The 18,348-nt window shown below is 68.6% G+C and carries 2 protein-coding genes; both read left to right on the top strand.

Annotation, left to right across the window (positions count from 1 at the left end):
* Positions 1-244 precede the first annotated feature (244 nt).
* On the top strand, positions 245-17,071 hold the full coding sequence (locus tag ACFXKN_RS01185) for an amino acid adenylation domain-containing protein (protein ID WP_379432124.1): 16,827 nt from the start codon (positions 245-247) through the stop codon (positions 17,069-17,071).
* Between the two features lie 65 nt (positions 17,072-17,136).
* The gene (locus tag ACFXKN_RS01190) at positions 17,137-18,261 is read left to right on the top strand and encodes a serine hydrolase domain-containing protein (RefSeq protein ID WP_379432125.1); all 1,125 of its coding nucleotides are present in this window, start codon (positions 17,137-17,139) and stop codon (positions 18,259-18,261) included.
* Positions 18,262-18,348: the final 87 nt, after the last annotated feature.

The following is an 18,348-nucleotide window of genomic DNA, read 5'->3' on the forward strand; positions in this document are numbered from 1 at the left end:
ACAAAAACCGTCGACACCATTGTGTCATCAGCACAAATTTCTGATCGATTCGGTCCGGACGTAGGTAAACAAACCAGTCATGTGGTCGTGACACCGTGACATGTGATGTCATGGTCGCCGAACGCCCCGATATCGACTCCTTCTTGCTTGTTCGACACTGGTCCGCCCCGGTAGGCCGAATCCGACAGGGTTCGTGGGTCATCGCAGAGCTGTGGGCCGCACAGATGAAGGATGTTGTACTCGAATGCGTGAAGCGCGCACCTCTCCACGTGAAGCTCGTCGTGCGCCGCGCGGTCGAGGCAACCGAAAGGCGAGTACTCCGCTCTTCACCCAGCTGCTGACCGCGGCGGTCGACACCGCGGGCGATGCCCTCGCCGTGTCCTGCTCCCCGGTCGACGGTGAGCGCCGCGAACTCACCTACACCCAACTCGACGAGTACTCGTCACGGCTGGCCAGAGACCTGCTCGAGCGCGGGATCGGCCCCGGCGATGTCGTCGCGCTCGGATTCACCCGTTCGATCGAATCGGTGTCGGCGGTGTGGGCCGTGGCCAAGACCGGTGCCGCGTACGTCCCCGTCGATCCGGCGCTGCCCGCGGAGCGGATCGCCTACCTCCTCGAGGACTCCGGCGCGATCCTCGGACTCACCTGCACGCCACATCGGGACAAGTTCGGTGAATCCGTCGCGTGGCTCGATATCGACGCCCCGGCCCACCACGACCGCATCGCGGCGCACCCCGCCCACCCGATCACCTACCTCGACCGAGTCCGCCCGCTGACCGATCAGCACCCGGCCTATGTCATCTACACCTCGGGATCGACGGGCAGGCCCAAGGGTGTCGTCGTCACCCACACCGGTCTGGGCGCCCTGGTCGCGGCGGCCAGGGAACGCTATTCGGTCGACGGCGGCGACCGAGTCCTGCACGTGTGCTCGCCGAACTTCGACGTCTCAGTACTCGAGCTGCTGCTGACCTTCAATTCCGGTGCCACGCTGGTGGTTTCACCGTCGACGGTCTTCGGCGGCCCCGAACTCGCCGAGTTGCTGCGCCGCGAACGGGTGACCCACCTGCTGATCACCCCGGCAGCGCTGGAATCGGTCGACCCGCACGACCTCGACGACCTGCGGGTGGTCGTCGTAGCGGGCGACGCATTCGGCCCGACCCTCGTCGACCGCTGGGCCGTGAACCGCGCCTTCTTCAACGGCTACGGCCCGACCGAGGCCACCATCCTCGCCACTGGCACCACCGAACTACTACCGGGCCAGCTCATCACGATCGGTTCGGCTTTCGCCGGAGTCGGTGCGACAGTGCTGGATTCGCGCCTGCGCCCGGTCCCCGTCGGTGTGGCGGGTGAGCTCTATCTGTCCGGCCCCGCACTGGCCCAGAGCTACCAGGGCAGGCCCGCTCTCACCGCCGAACGATTCGTCGCCTCACCCTTCACCAGTTCTCGCATGTACCGGACCGGCGACCTGGTCCGCCGCACCGCCGACGGCGATTTCGAATACCTCGGGCGCTCCGACTTCCAGGTGAAGATCCGTGGCTTCCGCGTCGAACTCGGCGAGATCGACGCGGCCCTCGCCGCCCACCCCGACATCGAGTACGCGGTGACCCTCGGCACGAAAGCCGACTCGGGCGCGACCGTGCTGGTGTCGTATGTGCTGCCCCGGCACGGGGTTTCGATCGACACCGAGGAAGCAGCCCGCTTCGTCGGGACGTCGTTGCCCGCCCATATGGTGCCGACGGTCCTGATGACCCTTGACGAGATCCCGTTGACCCCCAACGGCAAACTCGACCGAAATGCCCTGCCCACCCCCGTTTTCGGAGCTGTCGGTTCCCGCGCGCCCGAAGGCCCGGTCGAGACCGCCATCGCCGAACTGTTCGCTCAGATCCTGGGCCTGGAGCAGATCGGTGCCGAGGATTCGTTCTTCGCCGCCGGTGGCGACAGCATTCTGTCCATCCAGCTCGTGTCGCGAGCACGCAATGCCGGCATTTCGTTCACCCCGCAGGCGGTGTTCGAGCACCGGACTGTTGCCGGGTTGGCGCGGGTGGCGGTGGTGGGTGCCGAGTCCGCGCCCACCTTGACCGAGCTACCCGGCGGCGGCGTGGGTGAGATGCCGTTGACGCCGGTGCTGGCCGCCGCACTGGCCGGTGGGCGTGTGTTCGGCCGGTTCACCCAGCAGATGGTCCTGGCCCTGCCTTCCGGTATCGATCGACACGCCCTGGTGGACACCCTCACCGCGGTGATCGATCACCACGACATGCTGCGAGCCGGTCTGCGCCACGTGGACGGCAAGTGGGAGCTGCACGCACTGCCGCCCGGTGCGGTGGACGTGAACGACCTGCTCATCCGCGTCGATGTCCCGGCAGGCACCGACCAGCTCGATGACATCGCCGAGACCGCGATGGATTCGGTGCTCGCGTCGCTGGATCCGCAGGCGTATCGGATGATCGGCTTCGCGTGGCTCGCCCGCGAGGACGGCCCGGACGGGCTGGTCGTCGCGGCCAATCACGCGGCGATCGACGGTGTTTCGTGGCGAATCCTGCTGTCGGACTTGGTCGCCGCGTGGGCGCAGTCCGGTCAACGGGTCGTCTTGCCCCCGGTCGGCACGTCGTTCCGTCGATGGGCGCACGGCCTGACCGACGCGGCGACGAGCAGGCGCGAGGAACTGGACCACTGGCAGCAGACATTGTCGGTGCCCGACCCGCTGCTGGGCGGTCGTCCGCTCGGCGCTGCCGATACCGCGTCCACGGTGCGATCCATCAGCGTCGAAGTGCCCGCCGACATCACCCAGGCGGTCCTGACCGACCTGCCGACGATGTACCGCGCGGGTGCCGAGGACGGCCTGCTCGCCGCTTTGGCGATGGCCGTGCGCGCGTGGCGGGCCCGACGTGGTGTGGACGCACCCGTGACCCGAGTCCGTCTGGAAGGTCACGGCCGCGAGCAATCCGCGGTCGACGGTGCCGACCTGACCCGCACGGTCGGCTGGTTCACCAGCATGTATCCGGTTGCGCTCGATCTGAGCGGGGTCGACAGCGAAGCCTTGTGGCACGGTGGTGACGCCACTGCCGACGCGGTGAAGGCGATCAAGGAACAGCTACGCGCGGTGCCGCACAAGGGCATCGGTTTCGGCATGCTGCGCCACCTGGACCCGGACTCGGCTGCCTTGCTCGATGGCCCCCTCGGCCAGATCGGCTTCAACTACCTGGGCCGCATCTCTGCGGGCGATGTCGCCGAAACCCTCACCGACCACAGCTGGCTCCCCACCGCCGACTGGGGCGAGCCCACCGCGGAGCAGGACCCCGCGCTGCCCGCTGCCGCCGTCATCGACATCAACGCCCTGGCAACCAGCACGGACGCGGGCCTGCAACTGCGCGCCTCCTTCTCCTACGTCACCGGAATCGTCGACGAAGCGTCGGTGCGGGAACTGGCCGACTGCTGGACCCACGCGCTGGCGATCCTCGCCGAACACCTGCGCGATCCGGCAGCGGGTGGTCTCACCCCCGCCGATGTTCCGCTGGTCCAGGTCACGCAGGCAGAACTCGACAGCTGGCATCGCGAACGCCCAGGCCTGACCGATGTGCTGCCGTTGGCGCCCTTGCAGCTCGGTTTGATGTTCCTCGCCCAGGTGTCTGCGGCCGACCCCTATCTGGTCCAGCTGGCTGTCGAGCTGGCAGGCGAGGTCGACACCGACCGCCTGCGACGGGCCGCCCAGGCGGTCCTGAACCGGCACGCGATTCTGCGCACAGCCTTCGGCTCGTCGGCGGCGGGCACCCCGGTCGGCTTCGTGGCCGAGGGCGTCACGGTGCCGTGGCAGATCGTCGACACCGAGGGTGCCGACGCCGAGCAGTTCCTGGCGGCCGAGGCGCGGATCGGCTTCGACCTCTCCGCAGCGCCGCTGCTGCGCTTCACGCTGTACCGCCGCGCCGACGGCATGCACCTGGTGTTGACCGCGCATCACCTGCTGGTCGACGGCTGGTCGATGCCGTTGCTGATGCAGGAACTGCTCATCTGCTACGCCACCGACGGCGCCCCCGCGGTGCTGCCGCGCGTACGCCCCTACCGCGACTACCTCGTCTGGCTCGCCGATCAGGACCGGTCCGCCGCCGTGCGGAATTGGCGCGAGGCGTTGTCCGGGCACGAGCCGACCTTGCTCACCGCGGCGATCGCACCCCCGACCGCACAGGCCGAGGGCCACGGAATGTGCACCCTCGATCTGTCACCGGCTGAGGCCGAAGAGCTGGCGGCTTGCGCGGCGGCCAACGACGTCACGGTGAATACCCTGTTCCAGGCGGCGTGGGGTTTGGTGCTGGCCGGGGCCGTCGGTCGCAGCGACGTCGTGTTCGGTGCCGTGGTCTCGGGGCGCCCGCCGCAGTTGGACGGCGTCGACAGCATGGTGGGCCTTTTCGCCAACACCATCCCCGTGCGGGTGAACTACGACCCGGCCGAGTCGTTGCGAAACCTGTTGTCGCTGGTGCAATCCGAACAGGTCGCACTCCTCGACGGCCACCACCTCGGCCTCACCGACATCCAGCGGGCCGCCGGCGCGGGCGAACTGTTCGACACGCTCATGGCGTATGAGTCCTACCCCGTCGACACCGAAGGAATGCGGCGCGCGCACGGCTCGATCGACGGCCTCGAGATCGTCGACGTCCAGGCAGCCAACGCCACGCACTACCCCGTAGCAGTCGGTGTCGAAGTGGGCGACGGGATCCGCGTCGGTATGCAGTATCGACTCGACGTGATCGACACGGCCATCGCGGAAGCGCTGGCCCAGCGACTGCGCACGACTCTCGACTCCTTCGTCCGGACACCGGACCGCACCGCGGCTGAACTTCAGGCCACCCTGGAGCAGCGCAACGACCCGATCGCGGAGTCTGCCTATTGGCGTTCGGTCCTCACCGACCTGCCGCAGGACCTGAACCTCCCGACCGACCGCGCCCGCCCCGCAACTCCCGTAGCGACCGACGCCCACGTCAGCTTCGAGATTCCCGCCGATCTCCACCAGCGCATGCGGGACTTCGCCCGGGCACGCGATACGACCGTGTTCACCCTCGTGCACACGAGCTTCGCGGTGCTCCTGGCCCGACTGTCGGGCACCGGCGACATCGCGATCGACACTCCGTGCCCCCAGTCTCCGGACACGCACCTGGTGTTGCGACTACCGGTGCAAGGCGCTACCTCTGTCGAGGAACTGCTGGCCGAGGCCGCTGCCGTGGCCCGGCAGGCGTTCGCGCGAAACGGGTTGTCCCGCACTGCGTTGACGACCCATCTCGCCCGGGATGCGGCGATGCGACGCTCGGAGGACACGCAATGGTTGTCAGCGCAGTCGCCCGCACGTGATGAGCAGCCGTTGGTGCGGGTCATGCTCGCGTCCGAGGCGCGTCGAGACGCGGCGCCGCGCGATCTCATCCTGTCCCTGTGCTCGTCGAACACCTCAGATATCGTCGCCGACCAGTGTTCCCATGGTGATGACCGGCAGGCATTTCGTGCCGACAATGCCGGGCCGCCGGAGGCCGAAGTCAGCGCGGGTTTCACCGCTGAGTTCGCCTACGCCAGTGCCTTGTTCGACCAGCAGACGGTTGCGGTTTTCGCGGAGCGTCTGGTTCGCTTGCTCACCGCAGCGATCGAGCACCCACAGACCCCCGTCGGCGACCTCGCGATGCTCAGCGTCGAAGAGCGAGCAACCGTGACCGCGCGGGTCGCTGACCTCCGGACACCCGCCGCTCTGTTCCCTGAGCTGGCCTCGCGCGGTGGGACACTGGGCCGCGACCGAATCGCCGTGCGGCACGAGAGCCACTCGATCACCTACGGCGAGCTGAGCGAGCAGACCGCTCGACTGGCCCGCGAGCTGATCGCCCGTGGTGTCGGGCCCGAAGTCGCTGTCGCCGTTGCCCTTCCACGGTCTTTCGAGATGGTCGCCGCCGCACTCGCCATCGCCGCGGCAGGTGGGGTGTATGTGCCGATGGACCCGCGCAATCCCGCCCACCGTCTCCAGCACTTGGTCACCGACTCAGGTGCGGCACTCGGCATCACGGCCCCCGCACTCCTCGAAGACCTGCCCGGCGACACGACCTGGCTGACGTTCGACGACCTCGACCGAGCAGGCGCTGCGCACCAGACGACGCCGATCACCGACGCGGACCGCCTCGCACCCCTGCGCATCGACCACCCCGCCTACATCATCTACACCTCCGGTTCCACGGGTCTGCCCAAGGGCGTCACCGTGACCCACGCCGGTCTGGCCCCCTTGGTCGAGGAAGCCGTCCACCGCTACCACCTCGGGTCCGACCACCGTTTCCTGCACATCTGCGCCCCCTGGTTCGACCCTTCCGTTCTCGAATGGCTGTGTGCCTTCGCCACGGGAGCGACGCTGGTCGTCGTCCCGTCCGACATCGCGGGCGGCGTCGAACTCGCGGAACTGCTGGCCGCCGAGTCCGTCACCCACGCCATCATCACCCCCGCGGTCCTGGGCACCCTCGACCCGGCCGGTCTGGACGCACTGGAATCGTTGTCTGTCGGCGGTGACGTGACCACCCCGGAACTGCTCGCGAAATGGCAGCCCGGTCGCCGCTACCTCAACGGCTACGGTCCCACCGAGACCACGATCATCTCGTCCTACGCCGAACTCACTGCCGGACAGCCCATCTCGATCGGCAACCCCGTGCACGGCACGCATGCGATGATCCTGGACGCCCGCCTGAACCCGGTCCCGCCGGGCGTCACCGGTGAGCTGTATCTGACCGGCCGTGCGTTGGCACGCGGCTACCGCAATCAGCCGACGACGACCTCGGCCCGATTCGTCCCCGATCCGTGGGGTGCGCCCGGCGCCCGCATGTACCGCACGGGCGACCTGGTGCGCCGTCGCGACACCGGCGATATCGACTACCTCGGCCGCGCGGACACCCAATTGAAGGTGCGCGGCTTCCGGATCGAACCGGGTGAGATCGACGCCGTGCTGGTCAGCCACCCCGACGTCGAGTTCGCGGTGACCGTGGGTCGACAGACCTCCGCCGGGTCGACAACGCTGGTCTCCTACGTGCTCGCGGCACAGGATCATTCGGCCGACCCCCACACGCTCACCGAGTACGCCACAGACCGCCTGGCCGCGCACGCGGTGCCGTCCGCGATCGTGGTCCTCGACAAGCTGCCGCTGACCTCCAACGGCAAACTCGACCGCAACTCCCTGCCCGAACCGACCGTTGCGACGGCGCCCGCCGCCGCTCCGACGGGCACGATGCAAACCCTCCTGGCCGAGCTGTTCGCCCGCGTCCTCGGCGTGGCACAGGTCGGTGTGCACGATTCGTTCTTCGCGATCGGCGGCGACAGCATCCTGTCGATCCAGCTGGTCTCGCTGGCCCGTACCGCAGGCATCGTCTTCAGCACCCGTGACGTGTTCGAACACCGCACCGTGGCGAAGCTGTCCGACATCGCCGCCCTGGACAGCCCGGATACGCCCGTCCTGGCGGAACTGCCCGGCGGAGGCATCGGCGAGGTCGCGTTGACGCCGGTCCTTGCCGATTTCCTGACCACCGGTTCGAGTGACCGCTTCGCCCAAACCATGGTCCTGGCACTCCCCGAAAATATCGACCGCGCAGGCCTGACCACCACGATCGCCGCAGTCCTGCGCCACCACGACATGCTGCGCTCCCGCCTGCGACGAGACGGCGACAACTGGCGGTTCGAGGTCCTGCCAGCCAACGCCATCGACGTGGATTGCCTGATCACCGAGATCGACGCCTACTCGCCTGAGCAGGATTCATCGGCGACAGCGACCCTTCGCGCGGGTTCGCCCGGGGCTGTTGTCGGCGACCGAACCGACAGCGCCGCACCGCACTCGACGTTCGAAGCCGCACCGTCAGCCAGTCCTGGCGACACACCAACAGCAGGCACACCAGGTGAGCTGACCAGAATCGGCAGCGCGGCAATGGATTCGGCGCTCTCAGCACTGGATCCCGCGGCCGCTCGCATGATCGCCTTCACCTGGATCCGCAGGAACGGCGCCCGCGATGTCCTCGCGGTGGCCGCCCACCACTACGTCATCGACGGTGTCTCCTGGCGAATCCTGCTACCCGATCTCGTTGTGGCGTGGGCCCAGTACGCGGCAGGTCAGCAGATCACCCTGCCACCGGTCGGCACCTCGTTCCGCCGGTGGGCACACGGCCTCGCCACCGCCGACCGCACCGCCGAACTCGACCACTGGCAGCGGGTCCTGTCCACCCCCGACCCGTTGCTCGGCGCCCGCGCGGTCGACAGCCGCGTCGACACCGAGGCGACAATGCGGTCGATCACGGTGCAGATCCCGACCGAGATCACCGAACCCCTGCTCACGACCCTGCCCGCGCAATACCGGGCAGGCGCCGACCACCCACTGCTCGCCGCGCTGGCCTTGGCCGTGCGGGTCTGGCGTGCCCGTCGCGGTATCGACTCGCCTACGCTGCGACTGCGACTCGAAGGCCACGGCCGCCAGGAGGACGCCGTCCCCGGCGCGGACCTGACCCGCACCGTCGGCTGGTTCACCACCGTCTACCCCGTCGCCCTCGATCTGCACGACATCGCCCCCGCGAACTTCGACGACGAAGCCCTCGCCGCAACGGTGCGCACGGTCAAAGAGCAGCTCCTGGCGGTGCCCGACAACGGCATCGGCTTCGGCCTGCTGCGCCTGGCACCGGATACCCGAAACCTGGTGTCCGGCAACATCGGCCAGATCGGCTTCAATTATCTGGGTCGCGCGAGCACCGCCGCCCAGCCCACCGACGACACCGCGTGGCTGCCCACGGCCGATCTCGGCGACATCGAGGTCGACTACGACCCCGCGCTGCCCGCGCACACCGTCCTCGACATCAACGCGATCGCCGTCACCACCGACACCGGTCTGCGACTGCGGGCGAATTTCCGCTACGCCACCGGCATCCTGACCGAGTCCGAGGTCCAGGAACTGGCCGAAGACTGGACGAGCTGGCTCACCGCCCTCGCCGACCACACCCGCCACCCGTCCGCGGGCGGGCTCACCCCGTCCGACGTGGCGCTGGTACAGGTTTCGCAAACCGACCTCGACACCTGGCGCCGAACCCATCCTGGCCTGTCGGATGTGCTGCCGCTGTCGCCGTTGCAGCACTCGCTGCTCGCGCTGGGCGACATGCTGGACGAGTCGGTCCACGCCTACGTCATCCAGCTCATGGCCGAATTGACCGGCGAGCTCGACACCGACCGGCTACGCCACGCGGCCGCGACCGTCCTGAACCGGCACGCCAACCTGCGCTCGGCCTTCGTCACCGCACCCGACGGCACCCCGGTCCAGCTCGTCCCCGACGCCGTCGAAGCACCGTTGCGGATCGTCGAAGCCGCCGACACCGAGCTGCCCGCCCTGCTCGCCGCCGATCAGCGGGCCGGCTTCGACCCGACGATCGCGCCACTGCTGCGATTCACGGTGTACGCCACCGGTTCCGGGCGCAGCCACCTCGTGCTGACCGGCCATCACATCCTCCTCGACGGCTGGTCCATGCCGCTGCTGATGAAGGAACTGCTCGTCCTCTACGCCACCCACGGCGACGCGACCCCGCTACCGCCGGTGCGCCCCTACCGCGACTACCTCGACTGGCTCACCCGCCAGGATCGCGCCGCCGCCGAACACGCATGGTCGGCGGTCCTCGACGGGGTGCGCACGACCATGCTCGCCCCCGAGCTGACCTGGCCGCCCGCGACCGGCGACGGCTACGGCCTGTGCGAGTTCGAACTCGACGCCGCGCGCACATCGGAGTTGACCACCTTCGCCGCGTCCGCCGAGGTCACCGCGAACACCGTGTTCCAAACGGCCTGGGGCCTGGTCGTCGCCGCGAGCACCGCGCGCGAGGATGTCGTGTTCGGCGCCACCGTCTCCGGGCGCCCGCCGCAGCTCGACGGCGTCGGCGACATGATCGGCCTGTTCGTCGACGCGGTCCCGGTGCGCGTGCGTATCGATCCCGGCGACAACGTCGGTGACCTGATCCGCGCCGTACAGGCCGAACAGGCCTGCGTGCTCGACCACCATCACCTCGGCCTCGGCGCGATCCAGCGCGTCGCAGGATTGGGCGAACTCTTCGACACCATGCTCGCTTTCGAGTCCTACCCCGTCGACGTCGAAGGCCTCCAGCAGGCAGGCGGCGCACTCGACAACCTGAGCATCGACGACCTGCGGGGCGCCGACCACACCCACTACCCGATCACGGTCCTGGTCTTCCTCGGCGCCCGCACCCAGGTGCAGATCAAACACCGTCGCGACCTCGTCTCCGACGCCGTCGCGCAGGCGATCACCGACCGGCTCCGCACCGCCATCGACAACCTCATCGCGACACCGAGCACTCTCGCGACCACCATCGCCGAACAACTCGCCGCCGACCCCACCGACCCGATCACGCGATCCCGGTTCTGGCGCCGAACCCTGGCCGACCTACCCGCCCGCCCGCCCCTGCCCACAGACCACCCACTGCCGCCCACACAACCCGGCCGTCGGCCCGCGAGCTCGCGCTCGGTCGATCGCCGCGACAACGACCAGACCCCTCCGCGGGATCACACCAAGGTCGTGATCCCCGCGACGGTGCACCGCGACCTGCGCCGACTCACCGAAACCGCGAACGTGAGCCGGCAGTCGCTGATCCGCACAGCCTTGGCAGTTCTGCTCGCACGACTCACCGCTTCCGACGACATCGTGATCAGAACCCGCACTCCTGATCTGTTGCTACGCACCGCAATCGATCCCACGGCACCGTTCCTCGATCTGCTCACTCAGGCACACGAGTCCGAATCCCGGGCGCTGGCCCATGCGGGAATCCCGCTCGCGGACTTCGCCGACCTGCTCGGCGTCGAGCCCCATTCCTGGGGACAGGTGTCCCTGGCGATCCACTCCGGCGACTCCGCGACGCGCGAATCCGCCGACTGTTCGGACGCCCACTTGCCCGATGGCGCCCTTGCCAAGGCGGGCACCGAAGTCGGTTCCGATGCACGGCGCCTGCCGGGCGATGACGCCGAGGCAGCCGGTGAGCTCACCGTGACGGTGATCGAGGCCAAGTCGAGCATGACAATCGAGTTGTCCTTCCCCCGAACCCTTTTCGATGATCACGAGGCCGGCACCTTCGTGCGGCGTCTGGTCCGGCTGCTCACCGCGATCGCCGCCGAACCGCGGACCCCGGCGGGCGACCTACCCCTGTCCGACCACGCCGAGTACACCTTCCTGACCCACATCGGTGACGGCACAGCCCCCACGACCACCGGCACCCTGCCCGAGCTGCTCGTGCGTGGCACCGGCTACGGCCAGCGTCGAATCGCCGTGCGCGACAACGCGAACACCTACACCTACGGCACCCTCGACGCCGACTCCTCGCGCCTGGCCCGGGTCCTCATCGCCGAGGGCATCGGCCCGGAAACCGTTGTCGCCTCGGCGATCCCGCGCTCCTACGAGTCGATCCTCGTCTTCTGGGCCGTCGCCAAAGCCGGTGGCGTGTACCTCCCGGTCGATCCGAACTACCCCGAAGACCGTGTCCGCCACATGCTCGACGACTCCGGCGCGACAATCGGCCTCACCGTCGCGGCCAGGGCACATGGACTCCCCGAATCCCTGCGCTGGGTGATCCTCGACGAGCCGACCGTGCGCGGCCGTATCGCCGCCTGTTCGTCGACCCCGGTGCGCGATCGCGACCGCCGAGCACCCCTGCGCCACGACAACATCGCCTACGTGATCTACACCTCCGGCTCCACCGGCACCCCCAAAGGCGTTGCGGTCACCCATGCGGGACTGGGTGCCCTTGTCACCCACTCGGCAGCCCTGATGCGCCTGCGTCACGACCACCGCATGCTGCACGTCTGCTCGCCCAGCTTCGACCAGTCGATCGAGGAACTCGGCACCGCCTTCCACCTCGGCGCCACCCTGGTCATCGCACCGCCGGACACCCTGGGCGGCGCCGACCTCGACGACCTGTTGCGCACCAAACAGGTGACGCACACGATCATCACCCCCGCCCTGCTCAGCACCTTGGATCCGGCCGCTCTGCCCGATCTCCAGTGTGTGTCGGCAGGCGGCGAAGCCACCACCCCCGAACTCCTCGCCACCTGGCAACCCGGCCGCAGCTTCCTCAACGGCTACGGCCCCACCGAAGCGACCATCGGCGCGACCTACTCGGCATTGCGTGCCGGGGACCGCGTCACCATCGGCCGCTCCGTACCGGGCGTGCGTGCGGTGGTCCTCGACGCCCGCCTGCACCCGGTACCGGTGGGAGCCACCGGTGAGCTGTATCTGGCTGGTCCCGCACTCGCCCGCGGATACCGCGGCCGCAGCGCCGCCACCGCCGATCGTTTCGTCGCCTGCCCGTGGGCCGGACCCGGCGAACGCATGTACCGCACCGGCGACCTCGTCCGCTGGGTACACGGCGACACCTATGAGCTGGAGTACCTGGGCCGTACCGACTTCCAGATCAAGATCCGTGGCTTCCGCATCGAACCCGGCGAGATCGACGCCGTCCTGCTGCGGCACCCGCAGGTGAGTTTCGCCCTCACCGTCGGCGCCGAGAACCCCGCCGGTGACACCGCGCTGGTCTCGTACGTGACGGGCCGCGAGATCGATCCCGGCGCCATCGCGCGGTGGTCGTCATCGATGCTGCCCGCGCACATGGTCCCGGCAGCCGTGGTCGTGCTGGACCGCATCCCGCTGTCGGCCGCCGGAAAGATCGACCGAAACGCGCTTCCCGCACCAGAATTCGCGACCCGCACCTACCGTGAACCCGCGCCCGGGCTGGAACGGACGGTCGCCGAGGTGTTCGCCGAGGTGCTCGGCGCCGAGCGTGTCGGCGCCGACGACAACTTCTTCGACCTGGGCGGCAACTCACTGCTCGCCACCCGCCTGACCGCACGCCTCGGCGCGGCGGTCGACATCCGGGTGCCGGTGCGTGTGCTGTTCGCCGCACCCACCGTCGCCGAATGCGCCGACGAGATCGCCGGATTGACCCGCGCCGCTCATCGCCCTGCCCTCCAGGCGCGGCCGCGACCGGACCACATCCCCCTCTCCCCCGCCCAGCAACGGATGTGGTTCCTCAACCGCTTCGACACCGGGACCGCCGCCTACAACATTCCGGTCGTGCTCCGTCTGACCGGCGCGCTCGACACCACCGCGATGCGGCAGGCATTCACCGATCTCGTCGCACGCCACGAGATCTTGCGCACGATCTATCCGACCGTCGACCACGCACCGGCACAGATCGTCTTGCCGATCGACCACCCGGACGTGCCACGCCTGCAGGTCACCGCGATCGCCCGGACCGGCAACACCGCTGACACCGACGAAGACATGACAACCGCGGTGACAGCACTGGTTTCGACAGTCTTCGACGTCACCGCCGAGGTCCCGCTGCGCGCCACCCTGTTCGAAGTGGGCCCGGATGACTACATCCTGGCCATGGCGGTCCACCACATCGCAGGCGACGGCTTCTCCGGTGGCCCCCTCACCCGCGACCTCGTCCTCGCCTACACCGCACGCACGCGAGCACATGCCCCCACCTGGGCACCGTTGCCCGTGCAGTACGCCGACTACGCGATCTGGCACCAAACCCTGCTCGGCGACGAAACCGACCCCACCTCGATGTCGGCTGCCCAGCTCGCCTACTGGCAGCAAGCCCTGGCAGACCTGCCCGACCAGCTCGAATTACCCCGCGACCGGCCACGACCGGCGATCCAGTCCTATGCGGGCGGCCGAGTCCCCTTCACCGTCGACACCGCCACCCACGCCGCCCTCGCCGAACTGTCCCGCACCCATGGCGCGACCCTGTTCATGGCCGTGCACACCGCCCTCGCGGTGGTTCTCGCCGAGCTGTCGGGCACCACCGACATCGCCATCGGTACCCCCGTCGCGGGCCGCGGCGACGCCGTCCTCGACGACCTGATCGGCATGTTCGTCAACACCCTGGTCTTCCGCACCCGAGTCGACACCGGTGTGAGCTTCGCGCAACAGCTCACCCGCCAACGCGAAACCGACCTGGCCGCCTTCGCCAACGCCGACATCCCGTTCGAACGGCTCGTGGAAGTGCTCAACCCAGCCCGCTCCACCGCCCGCCACCCCCTGTTCCAGGTCGGTCTGTCGTTCCAGAACCTGGCCGAGGTGCGGATGGACCTGCCCGGCATGAGCGTGTCGTCAGTGGAGCTCGACCGTGAGCTGTCCCAGTTCGACCTGCACCTGATCCTGGCCGACCGCTACACCGCCGAGGGTTCTCCGGCCGGCATCACCGGCTACTGCACCTATGCGGCCGATCTGTTCGACGCGGCCACGGTAGAAGGCTTCCTGGCCCGGCTCACCCGCCTCATCGCCGCGGTGGTCACCGACCCCGGCGCACCGCTGCACACCATCGACCTGCTCGCCCCCGTCGAACGAGTCCAGATCCTCGACACCTGGAATCACACGGCGCGACAGGCAGATCCGAACACCACGCTGGTCTCGCTGCTCGACGCCACCGTCTCCCGCTCCCCGGATGCCGTAGCCCTCGTCGCCGACAAGGTTCGTCTGACCTACGCCGACCTCGATGCCCGAGTGAACCGCCTGGCGCGCTGTCTCATCGCGGCGGGTGTCGGCCCGGAAACCCGGGTGGCGCTGGCCATGCGCCGATCGGTCGACCTGGTCGTCGCGATGTACGCGGTCAGTACGGCGGGCGGGGCCTACGTCCCCATCGATCCCGACCAACCACAGGCACGCACCCAACACATCCTGGATACGGCCGCTCCGCTGCTGGTTCTCACGAACGCCGATACCTGGCCCGGCGCGACGGCTCCAGCCCTGGGCGGAAGTCGCAACACCGAGCGCACGGCCGCAGCATCGGGTGACCTCGGCAGTGGCCGCACAACAGCGATGGGCTCCGCCGCAGCAGACGACCTCGGCACCGAAACAGCCCCTCCCGTCCTGGCGGTCGAGCAGTTGGACCTCTCGACGCACAGTTCCGCTCCGATCACCGACCGCGACCGCCGCGCACCGTTGCGCCCGGCGAATACCGCCTACGTGATCTTCACCTCGGGATCGACCGGTCGCCCGAAGGGGGTGGCCGTCTCGCACGCCGCGATCGTCAACCAGTTGCGGTGGAAGACCACCGAATTCGGTCTCACCGCACAGGACTCCGTGCTGCTGAAGACCGCCGCCACCTTCGACCTGTCGGTCTGGGAGTTCTGGTCCGCAGCGGTCTGCGGTGGCCGGCTGGTGCTCGCCGCATCCGACGGCCACCGGGATCCGGCGTACCTCGCCGACCTGATGCGACGCGAAGAAGTGACGACCCTGCACACCGTGCCGTCGATGCTCGACACCCTGCTCACCGAAACGCTCCCGTCGTCGCTACGCCGCGTCCTGGCCATCGGCGAAACCCTCCCGGTCGCGCTGGCTCGCCGGTTCGCCACCGTGGCACCGAATACCGCGCTGTTCAACGTCTACGGCCCCACCGAGGCCGCGGTCTCGATCACCAGCCACCGGGTGAGCGCCGCCGACACGACCACTGTCCCGATCGGTACACCGGTCTGGAACAGCCAGGTCTACATTCTGGACGCCCGCTTGCGCCCGGTTCCCGCGGGTGTTCCGGGTGAGCTGTACCTGGCAGGCGCCCAGTTGGCCACCGGTTACCTCGCCCGCCCCGACCTCACCGCCGAGCGGTTCGTCGCCAACCCGTTCCACGCGGGCGCCCGCCTGTATCGCACCGGCGACCTCGCCGTGTGGAGCGAACAGGGCGAACTCGAATACCGCGGCCGCACCGACTTCCAGCTCAAGATCCGCGGTTTCCGCATCGAACTCGAGGAGATCGACGCGGTCCTGGCGTCCCATCCCGACGTCGGCTTCGCCGTCACCGTCGGCCGCGAGAACCAGGCCGGCGCAACAGTCTTGGTGTCCTACGTCGTCGCCGCACAAGGTCACGAGGCCACCGTGGACAGCATCGTGCAGTGGGCGACCCAGGCCCTGCCCACCCACATGGTCCCCACCACGATCATGGTCCTCGACGAAATCCCGCTGACCCACATCGGCAAACTCGACCGGGCCGCGCTGCCCGCCCCCGAACTCGCCACCCGCACCTATCGCGCCCCGGACACGACCATCGAACACACGGTCTGCGACATCTTCGCCGACATCCTGCGCCTGGACCGCGTCGGAATGGACGACCACTTCTTCGAACTCGGTGGCACCTCCCTGAGCGCCACCCGGCTGTCCACCCAGCTCGGCGCCGCGACAGCCGCCACCATTCCGGTCACCTGGATCTTCACCACGCCCACCCCGGCGGGCATCGTCGCGGCGTTGCGCGCCGACAGTGCGGGCTCCGACGCCGCCTTCGACGTCTTGCTGCCCTTGCGCACCGACGGCACCCGCGAGCCGCTGTTCTGCGTCCACCCGATCAGCGGCCTCGCCTGGTCTTTCAGCGGCCTCGCCGCCCACCTGGACCGTCCGCTCTACGGACTGCAGTCACCCGCGTTGAGTTCGGCTGAGCCCCTTCCGGATTCGATCGAGGAATGGGCGCTGCTCTACCTCAAGGAAATCCGCGCGGTGCAGGCCGAAGGGCCCTACCATCTGCTCGGCTGGTCCCTGGGCGGCGTCATCGCCCACGCCATGGCGGTTCAGCTACAGGAAGACGGCGAGGAAGTCGCGCTGCTGGCCATGCTGGACAGCACCCTGTCGTCGAAATCGACGGCCGTCGCAACCACCGTGACCGCTGCCGATCTGCTCGGCGGGTTCGTCGGTGCCGACGAGGTGAACCCCGCCGAGCCGGTCGACGTTCACCAACTCGCCCGAACGCTGTTCGAACTGTCCGCCCCGCAGGCGTCACTCGACTCCGCCCGCATCGACCGAATCGTCGACGCGACGATCACCTCGGTCGCCCTCGACGCCTCCTATCGCCCTCGCCGTTTCGACGGCACCATCACCTATTTCACCGCGGCCCAGGATGATCCGACCGGGACCACCGGTGCGTCGTCCTGGGACGAGGCAGTGACCGGCTCTGTCGACAACCATCCCGTAGACGCAACCCATTGGCGAATGACCGAGGACCGAGCCCTCACCGTCATCGCCGAGACGTTGCGGGAGGAGCTGGGCTAGCCGACACCGACTATGACTCAGATCACTCTTGCGGTTGACCTTGGGTCAAGGTGGACGCTCATCTCATGACTTCGAACTCGAACAACGCAGCGACCACCACAACCACTGCCGCACAGGCTTATCCGAACCTGCAGCAGACCATCCAGGAGATCGTCGACACCGGCGTGGTCGGCCTGCACCTGCGGGTCGACGACGAGCAGGGCGTGTGGGTCGGCAGCGCCGGGCGCAGCGTGCTCGGCGAGCCCGCGACGCCGCCGATCAACGGGCGCGTCCGGATCGGCAGCAACACCAAGACCTTCCTCGCGACCCTGGTCCTGCAACTGGTGGCCGAGGGCAAGATCGCGCTGGACACCCCCGCCGTCGACTACCTGCCCCGGTTCGCACTCGACCCGCGAATCACGGTGCGGATGCTGTTGCAGCACACCAGCGGAATCTTCAATTTCACCGGTGAGGTCTACGAGGACGGGACGACTGCGCCGGGAATCGTCGCCTGGAGTGGCAAAGATTGGGTGGACAACCGTTTCCGGACCCACCACGCCGATGACCTGGTGCGCCTGGCTCTGGCCAAACCTGCCCGGTTCGAGCCGGGCATGGACTGGAGCTACGCCAACACCAACTACGCGCTGGCCAAGCTGCTCATCGAGGCGGTCACCGGTCACTCGCTGGCCGAGGAGATGCAACGACTGATCCTGGGTCCGCTCGGGCTGTCGGACACCGTGGTGCCGGAGACCTCCACCGAGATCGGCGGACCGCACGCCCACGCCTACTACCGCTACGACGACGCCGGTGTGGAGAAAACGGTCGACGTCACCGCACAGAACCCCTCCTGGATCTCCAGCGGCGGCGACATGATCTCGACCACCGAGGACCTGCACACCTTCATCTCCGCGCTGCTGAGCGGCACCCTGCTGCCCGCCCCGCTGCTGGCCGAGATGCTCACCCCCGAAACCAAGGTCGGCTACGGCCTCGGGGTGTTCGTCCAGAAGACCGCGACCGGCACCGTCATCACCCACAACGGCGGCCACGGCGGCCATGCGGCACTGATGTACAGCACACCGGACGGCACCAAGACCATGACCGCCGCGCTGAACTATGTCGACGACGCCGACCTGTCCCTGGCCGTCGCGTTCCAGGCTGCGACGCAACGGCTCGTCGAGGAGGTCTTCGGCGCACCGGCCGGTGCGGTCTGAGTGCATCGCCGATCGCGAACCGGGCCGCGCCCGACCGGGCGCGGCCCGCAGACTTGACCTCACCGAGCCCATCAAGGTCAACTACTC

The organism is Nocardia sp. NPDC059195 (assembly GCF_042754695.1).
Classification (GTDB): domain Bacteria; phylum Actinomycetota; class Actinomycetes; order Mycobacteriales; family Mycobacteriaceae; genus Nocardia.

Excerpts from the sequence above, each read along its gene's own strand:
- ACFXKN_RS01185 (WP_379432124.1), top strand. The coding sequence starts at position 245 with ATGCGTGAAGCGCGCACCTCTCCACGTGAAGCTCGTCGTGCGCCGCGC.
- ACFXKN_RS01190 (WP_379432125.1), top strand. The coding sequence starts at position 17,137 with ATGACTTCGAACTCGAACAACGCAGCGACCACCACAACCACTGCCGCA.